The sequence below is a fragment of the Streptomyces sedi genome (assembly GCF_006335015.1).
Classification (GTDB): domain Bacteria; phylum Actinomycetota; class Actinomycetes; order Streptomycetales; family Streptomycetaceae; genus Streptomyces; species Streptomyces sedi.
Window position 1 is genome coordinate 1 of sequence record NZ_VDGT01000002.1, and the last position, 12,974, is coordinate 12,974.

At 73.0% G+C, this 12,974-nt stretch carries 10 protein-coding genes; 3 read left to right on the forward strand and 7 right to left on the reverse strand.

Annotated elements, in window-relative coordinates; translation table 11 throughout:
* Window positions 1-293 precede the first annotated feature (293 nt).
* From FH715_RS02855 to FH715_RS02880, 6 genes are all read right to left on the reverse strand, one after another.
* Window positions 294-2,330 (reverse strand): ATP-binding protein, encoded by a 2,037-nt coding sequence (locus tag FH715_RS02855; RefSeq protein ID WP_139640425.1) that lies wholly within the window; start codon window positions 2,328-2,330, stop codon window positions 294-296.
* Between the two features lie 70 nt (window positions 2,331-2,400).
* Entirely contained in the window at window positions 2,401-3,231 is an 831-nt protein-coding gene (locus tag FH715_RS02860; RefSeq protein WP_139640426.1) for a transferase, read from the reverse strand.
* A complete protein-coding gene (locus FH715_RS02865) occupies window positions 3,228-4,493 on the reverse strand; it encodes a glycosyltransferase family 4 protein (RefSeq protein ID WP_139640427.1) in 1,266 nt (421 codons plus the stop codon). The genes FH715_RS02860 and FH715_RS02865 overlap by 4 nt, the downstream gene beginning before the upstream one ends.
* A gap of 455 nt (window positions 4,494-4,948) precedes the next feature.
* Entirely contained in the window at window positions 4,949-7,402 is a 2,454-nt protein-coding gene (locus FH715_RS02870; protein ID WP_211367405.1) for a phosphoketolase family protein, read from the reverse strand.
* Window positions 7,399-7,803: a ChaB family protein gene (locus FH715_RS02875; protein ID WP_139640428.1), complete on the reverse strand. Its 405-nt coding sequence runs from the start codon at window positions 7,801-7,803 to the stop codon at window positions 7,399-7,401. The genes FH715_RS02870 and FH715_RS02875 overlap by 4 nt, the downstream gene beginning before the upstream one ends.
* Window positions 7,804-7,980: 177 nt before the next feature.
* The gene (locus tag FH715_RS02880) at window positions 7,981-8,322 is read right to left on the reverse strand and encodes a helix-turn-helix domain-containing protein (RefSeq protein ID WP_139640429.1); all 342 of its coding nucleotides are present in this window, start codon (window positions 8,320-8,322) and stop codon (window positions 7,981-7,983) included.
* A gap of 768 nt (window positions 8,323-9,090) precedes the next feature.
* On the opposite strand from FH715_RS02880, the gene FH715_RS02885 reads away from it, so the two are divergent.
* A complete protein-coding gene (locus FH715_RS02885; protein WP_139640430.1) occupies window positions 9,091-9,519 on the forward strand; it encodes a hypothetical protein in 429 nt (142 codons plus the stop codon).
* Between the two features lie 375 nt (window positions 9,520-9,894).
* Entirely contained in the window at window positions 9,895-10,266 is a 372-nt protein-coding gene (locus FH715_RS28020; RefSeq protein WP_170184611.1) for a hypothetical protein, read from the forward strand.
* A 46-nt stretch (window positions 10,267-10,312) separates the two neighbouring features.
* Here FH715_RS28020 and FH715_RS02900 read toward each other — a convergent pair whose 3' ends face one another.
* Window positions 10,313-11,749, reverse strand: coding sequence for a glycoside hydrolase family 30 protein (locus FH715_RS02900; RefSeq protein ID WP_139640432.1), 1,437 nt, complete (start codon window positions 11,747-11,749; stop codon window positions 10,313-10,315).
* Window positions 11,750-12,140: 391 nt separating this feature from the next.
* Here FH715_RS02900 and FH715_RS02905 point away from each other — a divergent pair, with 391 nt between their 5' ends.
* Window positions 12,141-12,749: a TetR family transcriptional regulator gene (locus FH715_RS02905; protein WP_281290687.1), complete on the forward strand. Its 609-nt coding sequence runs from the start codon at window positions 12,141-12,143 to the stop codon at window positions 12,747-12,749.
* The last annotated feature ends 225 nt before the right edge of the window (window positions 12,750-12,974 follow it).

The following is a 12,974-nucleotide window of genomic DNA, read 5'->3' on the forward strand; positions in this document are numbered from 1 at the left end:
CGGGGGTTGGTCGACTACTGACCTTGCCGGTCTGGGTGGGTTGTCGTCTGCGCCCCGGTGGTGGGTTGTTCGCGCAGTTCCCCGCGCCCCTGGTGGGGGCTGGCGTCGTCGTGCGGGTGCGGGTTCACCTGCGGCAGGTGACGGCCCGCTTGGGGGCGCGGGGAACTGCGCGGTGCATGGGTGGCGGGCCGCAGTCGACCACGGTCCGCACCGGCAAGGTGGGTTGTCGGCGTGAGCCCGCTGGTGGGTTGCTCGCGCAGTTCCCCGCGCCCCTGGTGTGGGCTGGCGCCCCCTCACCCCGCCGGAGGCGCCGGCGGAACGCCGGCCCCGCGGTCGGCCTCCGCGAGCCGCTCCGCGACCCGCGCCGCGGCCTCCGGCTCCCGGGTCAGCTCCGCGAGAACCAGCAGCGCCGCCCGCGCCTTGGCCCACAGGCCGAGGCGTTCGGCCAGGGCCGCCGAGGCGTCCAGCGCGGCGACGGCCTCCGCCGTCCGGCCGGCCGCGCGCAACGCCTCCCCGCGCACGAGGCCGATCCGCGCGTGCAGCGCCGCGTTGCGTTCGCCCGGCACCCGGGCCAGCGCCTCGTCCAGCTCGGCGAGCGCGGCCTCGGGCCGGCCGAGGTCCAGCAGGGCGCCGGCGAGTTGGTAGCCCTGCACGGCCATGCCACGCTCGTCGCCCGCGTTGGCGTCCTTCGCCGCCCGGAAGTGCTCCGCCGCCTCCGCCGGGCGCCCGACCGCGCGGGCCAGCACGCCCCTGGTCTCGTGCAGCACACCGCGCAGCTGCCGCTGCGGGACCGCCGCGAGCAGCGCCTCCGCCGGCTCCAGGGTCTCCTCGGCCGCCGCGTACTCGCGCAACTCCACACGGGCGCGCGCCAGTTGGTTGACCATTCGCAGCTCGGCGTCCGGCCGTCCGGCCCAGCGGGCCGCCACCACGCCGAGCCGGTGGGACTCGATCCAGTCCCCGTAGGGCTTGCGGCTGTGGTAGTACGCCCACAGCGCCTGACACATCAGCCACACCCGCTCGTGGCGCCCGTCCTCGGCCGCCGCCCGCAACAGCGCCAGCACGCCGGCGTGTTCGCGTTCCATCCAGTCCAACGCCTCGCCGGGCGCGGAGAGTTCGGGAAGGGCCGCCACCTCGGGGCGGGGCTCGTCGCCGGTCAGCCGCAGCCGTTCGCCGAGCACCGCGCGGTCCACCAACTCGCAGACGGCCCATGCGAACGCGGAACCCGCCTCCCGCGCCGCCGCCCGCTCCGCCTCGTCCGGCAGTGTCGCCGCGTGCGCCCGCACCTCGTCGTGGAACGCGTAGTGGCCCGGCGCCCGCCGGGTGACCAGCCGCGCGGCCTCCAACGCGTCCAGCCCCGCGGACGCGTCGTCGACCCCGAGGCTCAGGGCCAGCTCGCGGGGGAACGTCGGCCCGGGCAGCGCGCCCAGCAGCCGGTAGAGCCGGCGCGTCGCCGGCGGGAAGCTCGCCAGGACCCGGTCGAACGCGTGCCGCATCGTGACGGCCTCTCCCTCCCGGGCCAGCTCGGCCACCACCCGCTCCACGCCGGCGCCGGAACCGTCCAACAGCCGTTCCCCCACCGTCCACAGCGTCAGCGGCCGGCCCCCGCACACCCGCAGCAGCCCGCCGAGCGCCGCGTCGCTGACCTCGCTCTCGTCCAGCCAGGAACGGACCAACTCCCGGCAGGCCGCGGTGTCCAGCTCGCCCACCGGCACCGGCCGCGCGCCGTCCATCCGCAGCGTGCCCAGCGGGCGGCGGCTGGTGACCAGCACCATCCCGTGACGCGGCAGCAGGGCGCGGACCTCGGCCGCGTGTTCCGCGTTGTCCACCACCAGCAGCAGCCCGTGGCGGCCCGCGGTGGCGGAACGGTAGACGGCGGCGCGCCCCGCCGGGTCGGCCGGCACGAAGTCGGCGCCGACGCCCAGCCGTCGGGCCAGGTAGGCGGCCACCGTGCCCAGGTCGACGGCGCCGCCCCGGCGCTCCTGGGCGAGGTCGACGTACAACTGGCCGTCGGGGAACCGCTCGACGTGCCGGGCCGCCCACTGGTAGCTCAGCGCCGACTTGCCGATCCCGCCGTCGCCCGTGAGCACCAGCAGCGCCGGGCCGCCCGCGCCCTCCGGGCCCCGCGCCCGCGCGGCCTCCCACGCGGCGTCCAGCGCGGCGAGTTCGGCCGCCCGGTTGACGAAGCCGTGGGCGGGAGCCGGCACGTCCCGGGGGACGGGCGGCCGTTGGGCGTGCACCACGGTGAGCGCCTCGATCACGCCGGCCTGGACCTGCGCCCCGAACACCGTTCCGCTGCTCTGGTTGTGGACCCGCCCGTCCCCGCCGCTCATCGCCCGCGCCCTCCCCTTCGTCGACGCCGCCCGCCGATGCCCGACGGGAGCCTTCCCGTCCCCCAGGGTGTCAGTCGCCGGGCGACACCTGGATCGACACGTCGTTGTCGATCGTGAAGTACGGCCGGAACACGGCCGAGCCCACCGTCGCCTCCGGGTAGACGAAGACGGCCTTGCGGTCGGGGATATCGTCCAGCAGCCGCGCCACCCGCACCGGGCGGGCGTCGGCGGCCGGCCGGACGAACACGTTCCACACCGACGTGGCGCCCGCCTCGGTCGGCAGCGCCCGGTAGTCGGCGGTGAACGTGAACGCGCCGTCCTCGCCCGGCTCCAGCGCCGCCTCCCGCTCCGGGCCCGCCTTGCCGCGCCGCCGCAGCACGACGGCGGCACCCGGCCCGAACTCGCGGCCCAGCAGCCGCCCGCGCACCGTCACGCCCTCCGGCTCCGGCCGCACCTCGTCGACCTCGGCGTGCCCGTCGCGCTGCCAGGCGCGGACCGCGAGAAACCCGTCCTTGGTGCGGTAGGGCAGCCGCACCCGCAACACGCCGTCGGACAGCAGCGGTTCGACGGGCGCCGTGGGCGCCAGCGCGCGCAGGTCGCGCAGCCCGGGCAGCAGCCGCGCCCGGGGCCGCTCCGGGTCCGCCAGCACATAGGTGTCCCAACGCCCCTCGCGCAGCCGGGGGTTGGACCCGATCTCGGCCCGCCAGCGGCCGGGTGTCTCCGCCACCTCGACCAGCTCGACGGCGTGCCCCGTGGTCTCCTCCTCGCCCTTCTTCGGCCGAAGCCGCAGCAGCAGCTGGGGCGCGGTGGCCTCGGGCAGCTCCAGCTCGAAACGGAGCCTGCCCTCCTCGTCGACCCGGCAGTCGACGCGCGGCGCTTCTACGACGGTGGCCTGGCTCAACGGTTACCCCTTCGGACGGTGCGCAACGTGGAGACGGCGGCGGCGAACGCGGCGTCCCTGACCAGATGACCACGGTTGACCAGTCGGGCCCCGACCCTGGCGCCCAGCGAGACGCGCGGCCGACCACTCGCCTTGACCTCGTGCAGCTCGGTGAAGAGCCGTTCGGCCTGCTCGATGATCGGAACCGGGTCATAGCGCCGGGAGTTGACCAGTGCGCCCTCGCTCATGGAGGCCCGCAGCGCGTCGTTGTTGACCAGTTCCAGCAGCGCCTCGCCGAGCGCCCGCTGGTCACCGACCGGCACCAGCCGGCCGTCCTTCCCCGGGGTGATGATCTCCGCCGGCCCGTGCGGGCAGTCGGTGCTCACCACGGGCAGCCCGCAGCGCATCGCCTCCACCAGCGTCATCCCGAACGGCTCGAAGCTGGAGGTGGAGGCCCCGATCGAGCCCTTCACCCACTCGGCCTCCATGGCGGGCGCGGCACCCATCAGGAACACGTTGTTGTACAGGCCGAGTTCGTTGATCAGGGCGCGCAGCCGGTCGCGCTCCTCGCCCTTGCCGTAGATCCGCAGCTGCCAGTCGGGCCGCTCGGCGGCGACCCGGGCGAACGAGCGGATCAGCAGGTCGTAGCGCTTCACCCGGACCAGCCGCCCCGCGGCGACCACGATCTTCGCGCTCGGGTCGGCGGGCGGCAGCGCCGGCGGCGGAACGCTGTTCGGCAGCGCCTCGACCCGCACGCCGGGAAGCCGCATCTTCCGCTGGTAGGCGGCGGCGTCGGCATGGGTGACGGTCGTCAGGGCGTCCAGCCGCGGATAGACACGGCGCAGCTCGTTGCGCAGCCCCGGCGGGTGGTTGTCGAGCGTCAGATGCTCCTGGCCGACCAGCACCGCCTCGCGCGGCCCCTGGAGCGCGAGATGCACGTTCAGCCCCGGGCGGGTGCCGATCACCACGTCCGCTTCGAGCGTGGCGAGGCAGTGGGCGATCCGCTCGTCCGTCAGGGCGCTGTACTGGCTGTAGCGGTATTCGGCGGCCGGAAAGACCCGGGCGGGTCTGAGATGCCGCGGATCGTCCCGTTCGGTGCGCAGGTCGACCAGCGGGCGCAGACGCACCCGCGGGTCGAGCGAGAAGTTGGGCTCCTCGCGGTGGCGGAGGACGGAGATGATCTCCACCTCATGGCGCGGGACGAGGGCCTCGGCCAGGTTGAACGTCGTCCTGATCGTGCCCCCGATCCCGTATGCGTTGTGCAGCAGGAACGAGATCCTCATACCGGTTTCGACCTCCTGGGAAGCCTCGTGGGTTGCCGGTGAGCGAGTGACGCTCGTCACGTGCCGCGTGGTCGGGTGGCGGCGTGGCCGCGTACCCGCCTGCGGCGAACGGTTCACCGGGACGTTTTCGCGAACTCATCAACGAGCGCCCCGCCCCGAGGATGTGCCCCTGACGGGGCATAACCGGAACGACCTCGCGCCCGCCCACCGGCAGTGAAGGGGCGCTGTCCGCTGTGCGCTGCCCACTGTGCGGTGTGTGACGACCCGCCGTGTGGTCTTGTCGTCGCCGTCGTCTGATCCCCGCCACGAATGCACCGCGCAGTTCCCCGCGCCCCCAAGGCGCCTACCGGCGGTGAAGGGGCGCGGGGAACTGCGCGAGCAACCGTCTGCGGGGTGCACGCGACAACGCACCGTGCGGCCCGGGCGCCGTTGTCGTCCGCGAGCCGCCCGCAGGGCTACACCGCGCCCCAGTGCCAGTTCGCGACCTCCGGGAGGTCCGTCCCGTGTTCCGTCACCCAACGCCCGTGCCGGAAGCGGGCCTCCGCCATCCGTTGCCGCAGCCGCGCCGCCCGGACCGAGAGGCCGGGGACGCGGTCGATGACGTCCATCACCAGCCGGTACCGGTCCAGGTCGTTGCGGACCACCATGTCGAACGGCGTGGTCGTCGACCCCTCCTCCAGATAGCCGCGCACATGCAGCTGCGGGTGGTTGTCACGGTGGAACGTCAGCCGGTGGATCAGCCACGGATAGCCGTGGTACGCGAAGATCACCGGCCGGTCGCGGGTGAACAGCGCGTGGTAGTCGCGGTCCGACATCCCGTGCGGATGGTCCTCCGGCGCCATCAGCCGCGCGATGTCCACGACGTTGACGACCCGCACCGCCAACTCCGGCAGATGCCGCCGCAGCAGGTCGGCCGCCGCCAGCACCTCCTGCGTCGGCACGTCGCCCGCACACCCCAGCACCACGTCCGGCTCTCGGCCGCCCGGGCCCGCGCCGCCCGCGCCCCCGCCGCCGGAACCCTCCGTTCCGGCCCACTCCCAGATCCCCGCGCCCGCCGCGCAGTGCGCCCGCGCCGCCTCCAGGTCGAGCCAGTCGAAGCACGGCTGCTTGCCGGCGACCACCACGTTCACGTAGTCCCTGCTGCGCAGCACGTGGTCGGCCACGGCCAGCAGCGTGTTGGTGTCCGGCGGCAGATAGACCCGCACGACCTCGGGCGCCTTGTTGAGGACCTGGTCGACGAAGCCCGGGTCCTGGTGCGAGAAGCCGTTGTGATCCTGTCGCCAGACGTGCGAGGTCAGCAGGTAGTTCAGCGACGCCACCGGCCGCCGCCAGGGCAGCCGCCGGGAGGTGCGCAGCCACTTGATGTGCTGGTTGGCCATCGAGCCGACGATGTGCGCGAACGCCTCGTAGCTGGAGAACATCCCGTGGCGGCCGGTCAGCAGGTACCCCTCCAGCCAGCCCTGGCAGAGGTGTTCGGAGAGCACCTCCATCACCCGGCCCTCGTGGGACAGGTGCTCGTCCACCGGCAGGATCGCCGTCTGCCAGGTCTTGTCCGTCGCGCGGTACACGTCCTGGAGCCGGTTGGACGCGGTCTCGTCCGGGCCGACCAGCCGGAAGTCGCGACGTTCCGCCGTCGACGCCATCACCCGGGCGAGCAACCCGCCCAGTACCTTGGTCGGTTCATGACTGCCCGTGCCAGGTGACGCCACCTCGACCGCGCACTCCTCCAGCGCGGGCAGCGGCAGCGCGCGCAGCAGCAGACCGCCGTTGGCGTGCGGATTGGCGCCCAGCCTGCGCTCGCCCGTGGGAAGCCCCGACAGCACGGCCGCCGTCGGCCCGCCCTCCTCGTCGAACAGTTCCTCGGGGCGGTAGGAACGAAGCCACTTCTCCAACTCCGCCAGATGCGCCGGGTTCCCCCTCGGGTCGGACAACGGGATCTGGTGCGCCCGCCAGGTGCCCTCCACGGGCAGCCCGTCCACCTCGGCCGGCCCGGTGAACCCCTTCGGCGTGCGCAGCACGATCATCGGCCAGCGGGGCCGCGCCCGCACGCCCTGCCGCCGCGCCGCCCACCACACATCGGCGATCCGGTCCAGCGCGGTGTCCAGCGCCGCCGCCAACTCCCGGTGCACGGCGGCGGGTTCGTCGCCCGTCACATAGAGCGGGTCGTGCCCCACGCCCCGCAGGTACTGGTCAAGCTCCGGCTCGGGAACGCGGGCCAGCACCGTCGGGTTCGCGATCTTGTAGCCGTTGAGGTGCAGGATCGGCAGCACCGCGCCGTCGTGCACCGGGTCGAGGAACTTGTTGGCGTGCCAGGACGCGGCCAGCGGCCCCGTCTCCGCCTCGCCGTCCCCGATCACGCAGGCCACCAGCAGGTTCGGGTTGTCGCAGGCCGCGCCGTACGCGTGGGCCAGCGAGTAGCCCAGCTCGCCGCCCTCGTGGATCGAACCCGGCGTCTCGGGCGCCACATGGCTCGGCACCCCGCCCGGGAAGGAGAACTGCTTGAACAGCCGCCCCATCCCCGCCGCGTCCCTGGTCACGTCCGGGTAGGTCTCGGTGTAGCTGCCGTCCAGCCAGGAGTTGGCCAACGGCGCCGGCCCGCCGTGCCCCGGCCCCCAGACGGCGAGGGCGTCCAGATCCCGTTCGACGATCGCCCGGTCCAGGTGCGCGTGCACCAGGTTCAGCCCCGGGGTGGTGCCCCAGTGGCCCAGCAGCCGGGGCTTGATGTGCTCGGGCCGCAGCGGCTCCCGCAGCAGCGGGTTGTCCAGCAGATAGATCTGCCCGACGGACAGGTAGTTCGCGGCCCGCCACCGCGTGTCCAACGCGGCGAGCGTCTCCTCGTCCGGCAGCACCACCGGAGCGTGACCCCCGGCGGGCGCCTCCGCCCGCCGGGCGTCCTCGCCCGTGGTCAACGGGACCTGGCCCGGCGGGTCGCGCGCCGGTTCGCCGCCTTGACGGCGCCCAACAGCTCGCGACGGTCCATCCGGGAACGCCCGGGAACGTCCAGCCGCCTGGCCATCTCGTACAGGTGCGCCTTGGTGTCCTTCTCGTCCACGCCCTGCCCGCTGCGCCCGCCGACCTGGCGCGGCCTGGCCGACTGGGGATCGGACGGCGCCTTCCGGCCGCGCTCCTTGCGTTCCCAGTGGTCGCCGACCTTCTCGTGCGTGTGCTTGAGCGCCCCGTAGGCGACCCGCTGGGCGCGCTGCCCCCGGCCGTACTCCTTGAGCGCGTTGTCGTGCGCCTTCACCCAGGTGCGCTGCGCGCTTTCCGGGGAGCGCTCCAACGTCGAGGGCATGTCCTTCCGTCCCGGCATGGGCCGATCACCTCCTGGTACGGGCCCGGCCGGATGAGAACCCGGCACGGGCCGGCGCCGGGTACCCGTGGGGGAGGGAACGAAACGGGCCGGCCGCCGCGAGCGGCGTCGGGTGGCCGCCGCGAACGGTGCCAGCCGGTTGTCGCGAACGGTGTCACGTGGCTGTCGGGAACGGCGTCAGGTGGGGTGGGGGTGCGGGGTGAAGCTGATGTGGGAACTCTCCGCGTCCAGGGTGACACTCAGCGCGCCGTCCAGCGCCTTCACCAGCCGTTGCAGCGGTTGCAGCGTCGGCAGGGAGCCTCCGCCCTCGATGCGGGACACCTGCGAACGCGTCATCTCGGCGCGCTCGGCCAACTCGGTCCGGGACAGTCCCAGCGCGACCCGGCGCTCGTGGATCAGCCGGCCGAGCTCGACGGCGAGGAGGGCGTCCAACTGCTCCTGGTCGTACGCGCCCGCCCCACGCGGCGGCGCCCCCGACGGCGGGTCGGCGTCCGGGGCTTGTACCTGGCCTTGGTTCATACGGTCTCCCCTGTCTGACGGTCCCGTTCGCCCGTTCGTCCGTTGCTTCTTCCGTTGCTGGGGAATGCGGCAGCCTTGGGGAACTCGGGAATTCCGCAGAGACGATGCCTCCTTCCGCGTCCCTTCTTCCACCCGAAACGGGAGGATTCATCCGTTCGAGCTGCGCACGGCGGTGGCGGTGACGGTGGTCGGACTACCTGGCGCATGTCCCCGCTTCCGCGGCAGCTGTGGGCGGTCTACGTGGCGCGTGGTCGGCCGGCTCTCCGTCGCGTGCGGATGGCCGTGGCAGGCGGCTACGAGGGGGAGGGGCGCGGGGCGTGGCGTCGTGCGCTGTCGACGGGGGCGTGGGCGGCGGGGGCCGCGCCACCCGGGCGCCATGACCGCGCGTTCTCCCCGGGCCGGCACGCCGCCGGTGGCGCGGGCGGCGCGCACCCGGCTCCGCCGGGCCTCCCACGGCGCCACCTCCCCACTACGCTGACCGCGCCGCGGGGCTACCGTCGTTCCACCGGGCGCGACGCCACGAGGAGCGTGACGCCACGAGAAGGAGGCCCCCATGCGTCGCACGACACCGCCCGTGCCGTGACGAGGCCGGCCCTTCGGTGACTCGCGAACCGGGACCGTACCGCGCGCTACGTGAGTGACGGCGGGAACGTACGCTGTCCCGGCGGCGGCAGTCGAGGCGCTGTCGCGCGTGCCCAACGCGATGACGAGGGCGGATCACTTCTTCGACGCGTCCGTGTGCGGCGGACTCGGTTTCGTCTGACCGGGATGACAGGGAACTTCGTGGCCACCTCCTACGCCTACCGCCATATCTCGGGCCCCTGGGGCCTGCTCGTCGACCTGACCGCTTCGGTCAGGGCGAACGAACCCACCGGAGCGGCTGTCCCGGTCGCGGACGGCCTGTCGTTGGAAGTGCGGGATCAGAACACCACGGAGGAAGACCGGGAGCAGTTGGTGCCAGGGCTGCTGTACGCCGCGCCGGCGATCAGGACCGCCGTGGGAACGGCCCAGGTGACGGTCACGGTCGAGCGGTTGGACTACCCGCTGACCGACTACCAGCCGGAGGCGGCGGCGCTCGCCGTACTCGGCTGGGCCGCCGAGTACTTCGGATTTCCGCCGCTGCCGGCCGAGGCCCGCTATGACAGGGCGTCCAACAGGTACGACGTCGTCCTGGGCGAGGCCGACGAGACGCGATGAACCCGGGCCCACCATGTCGGCGCACCGTGCCGGGCTCATCCGTGTGAGGGAGTCGACGGTCACCCTTGAACGGCGAGTGCGCTTTCCGGCGGGACCTACCGCCGGTACGGGTAGACGAACGGCTCGGTGGATCGCCGCACGGACTCCTGTACGGCGCGGGTCCTCGGCCCCGCCGTGTAGAACCGACCTCGTGCCTCGCCGTGTTGTTCCAGCCAGTCCGTGCGAACCAGTTCACGTATGTCGCGAGTGGACTGTTGCAGGCTCAGTTCAGCGTCGGACTGGTAAACCGGCCGCCGAACGCGGGACTAGGGTCGTTCTCCCCGGGCGGCCGGGCCTGGCCGTCCGTGTGGAGTCCACGGAGGGAGGCGGCCACGAGTGCCCCGACGAACGAGCCGAAGCGCGGCCCGCCGCCCCGTCGGCATCTTCGCCGCGGACGTGCGGGTGTTCCGCCTCTACCGGGACGGCACCGTTCTCGACGTACTGGTCAAACCCGCGCCGGGGCCCGAGCAGGCCGCCGCGCTCGCGCGGTGGCTGCGCCCGGACAACCCGATGCGCGGTGTCCACCGCTCCACGTACACGCTGCGCGGCCGGCGGCTGTCGTTCGCGACGCGCGGCCATCTCGACGGGGGAATCGTGACGGTCGACGGCATCTGGAACGGGGACGCGTTGCTGCTCGACATCACCGGCGGGGGTCGGACCGAGAGGGCCCGCCGCTTCCGGCGCATCGACACCGGGGTGCCGCGCTGAACCGGGACATGCCCCGGGCGGGGATGGGGCCGGGGTGCCCGTCGGGTCAGAGCGTCCAGGTGTAGGTGGCCACCGCTCCGGCGGGGAGGGTGTCGGTCAGGGAGGCGCCGTCGTCCGTGAGGGAGAAGTCGCGGGCGGTGTCGCTCGCGTTGACGACGTAGGCGACGCGGGTGCCGTCGGGGTTCTCGAAGACCACGTTCTGGAGGCCGCCCGGGTCCTCGCTGGTGGAGTCGAGGCGGCGGGCGCCCGGGTCGAGGAACTTGGTGAGGTGGCCGAGGACGTAGAACTCGGCGTTGCGGGTGACCTGGTCGCCGGCGATCTCGACGACGCCGTTGCAGCGGGTGTCGCAGTGGCCCTGGTGGGGGCCGCCCTGGGCGTCGAGGGCGAGGTTCCAGGTGATGACGGTCTCGCCGCCGTGGCGCATGTTGCGGACGACCAGGTTCTCGGCCTGCCAGCGCAGCGTGTCGGCGAAGGTCGAGGACGGGTCGTCGCTGTCGGTGCCGGAGCACTCGGTGAAGAAGACGCGTTCACCCGCCGCGACGAGTTCGCCCTGGGCCTCGGGCTGTCCGCCGTAGCAGTGGAACGCGGCGCCGGCGACCCGGTCGAGGTCGGAGGTCGCCCCGAGCACCTCCAACGGGTAGCCGGGCTCGTCCCAGTTGTGGTCGTAGGCGAACAGCTGGGTCGGCAGCCCGGCCTCGGTCAGCGCGGTGTCCAACACCCGGAGGAACGCGGCCTGTTCGGACGGGCTCATGGAGGTGGACGGGTAACTGGTGGCGAAGAGCGGTTCGTTCTGCGCGGTCAGGTCGCTCAGTTCGATGCCCGCGTCGCCGTAGGCGCGCACCGCCTCGACCAGGTAGTCGGCGTAGTCCTCGTAGTGCTCGGGGAGCAGGGTGCCGCCGTTGAGGGAGTTCTCCGACTTCATCCAGGCCGGCGGTGACCAGGGGCTGCCCATCAGACGGAGGTCGGGGTTGCGGGCCAGCGCGTCGTTCAGCACCGGGATGATCAGCTCGCGGTCGCGGTCGATCGAGAACTGTCCCGGGGTGTCCTCGTAGGTGTAGAAGTCGCCCGTGTTGAAGTCGGTGCTGCCCAGCGGCTGGCGCAGATAGCTCAGCCCGATGCCGTCGCCGTCCCGGGAGAAGAGCGAGTCCAGCAGTGCCTCGCGGTCGCCGTCCGGCAGCGACCGCACCAGGCCGGCGGAGGCCTCGGTCACCGAGGCGCCGGCGCCGCTGAACTCCTGGTGGCGCTGGCGGCCGTCGACCCAGATGTCGGTGGCGGCCGGCTGGCCGTCGAAGGACAGCTCGCCGCGGTCGGCGAGCCGGTTCTGCCCGTCCGGCGTGGTCAGCCACGCCCGGGCGGTGCTCGGCGCGGCCTGCGCCGAGGTGCCGGCGACCACGCCGAGGCCGCCGGCCAGCAGCGCGCCCGCGGTCAGCCCCAACAGGCCGACGCGCAGCGGTGAACGGTGTCGTGCGAGGACGGTTCTCATGTGCGGCTCCCTGGGATGGGCCGGGACGTGGGGGATCGCTGTGGGGCGTCGACCGGGCACTGGTCACTGGTAACCGGTCACTGGCAACTGGTCACTGGTAACTGGCAGCTGGTCGCCTGATGTCAGCTGATGTCAGGTGACCAGTTGAGTGACCAGTCGTTCCGGCGGCACCGACCACCGGCACCGACCACCGGCAGCGACCAGTGGTGGCGACCACCGGTTCCGACCGGTCGGTGGACCCGTCAGGAGAGAGGTAAGCAGACTGACTGACCAGTTGGTAGGTCCGGAACGGAACTGGATGGTTCCGGAACCTGGGGGCGCCGCCCGGCCGGTCGTAGACTGCGGACGTCCGACCCGAGCCCGAGCGTGAACCCCAAGGCAGGAGCCGGTCATGTCCTCAAGCGCGCCCGCGCGTGCCCAGGGTGCCCAGCGGCGGGACGACATCCTGCGCATCGCCATGGAGACCTTCGCCACGCGCGGCTACCACAACGCCTCGCTGGCCGAGATAGCCGAACGCTCGGGCCTCACCCAGGCCGGGGTGCTGCACCACTTCCGCACCAAGGCCGGTCTGCTGACCGGGGTGTTGGAGCTGCGCGACAAGTCGGACATCGAGGCGCTGGGCGACGGCCGCCCCCGTGGGCTGGGGATGCTGCGGCACCTGGTGGACACCGCGCGGCTGAACGCCGAGCGCGCCGGGATCGTGCGGCTCTACACGGTGCTCTCGGCGGAGAGCGTGACCGAGGGGCACCCGGCGCAGGAGTACTTCCGCAGCCGCTACACGGGGTTGCGTGCCATCGTGGTCAGCGCGCTGCGGGAGGCGGTGGACGCGGGGGAGGTGGCGTCGACCCTCCCGGTGGAGAGCGTGGCCAACGGGATCATCGCGGTGATGGACGGGCTCCAGACCCAGTGGCTGCTGGACCCCCGGGCCGTTGACATGGTGGAGACCACGGAACGGGTGATCACCGCGCTGATCGGGGTGCGACCGCCGCCCGAGGGGTGAAGTCCCCCGCGCGCGGGGGAGATACGGGGTGTACGCGCTCATAGTGGGGGCGCGCGCTTCGCCCTGCCCGCTCACTTTGTCCGGCAGGTGGATGAAGTTGTGCCATCTTGTTTCAAAGGGGTTTCCAGTCAGGGAGAAAGTCGTTACCGTCCCTGTGGTGTACCGGTCAACTTCGAGCGGCGCGGCCGTCCCCCTCAACTGACGGCCGCACCGTTCACCTGGCGC

Bases quoted from the DNA above. Each gene is read 5' to 3' on its own strand.
- FH715_RS02855 (WP_139640425.1), bottom strand. From the start codon at position 2,330: ATGAGCGGCGGGGACGGGCGGGTCCACAACCAGAGCAGCGGAACGGTG.
- FH715_RS02865 (WP_139640427.1), bottom strand. From the start codon at position 4,493: ATGAGGATCTCGTTCCTGCTGCACAACGCATACGGGATCGGGGGCACG.
- FH715_RS02875 (WP_139640428.1), bottom strand. From the start codon at position 7,803: ATGCCGGGACGGAAGGACATGCCCTCGACGTTGGAGCGCTCCCCGGAA.
- FH715_RS02880 (WP_139640429.1), bottom strand. From the start codon at position 8,322: ATGAACCAAGGCCAGGTACAAGCCCCGGACGCCGACCCGCCGTCGGGG.
- FH715_RS02885 (WP_139640430.1), top strand. From the start codon at position 9,091: ATGACAGGGAACTTCGTGGCCACCTCCTACGCCTACCGCCATATCTCG.
- FH715_RS02900 (WP_139640432.1), bottom strand. From the start codon at position 11,749: ATGAGAACCGTCCTCGCACGACACCGTTCACCGCTGCGCGTCGGCCTG.
- FH715_RS02905 (WP_281290687.1), top strand. From the start codon at position 12,141: ATGTCCTCAAGCGCGCCCGCGCGTGCCCAGGGTGCCCAGCGGCGGGAC.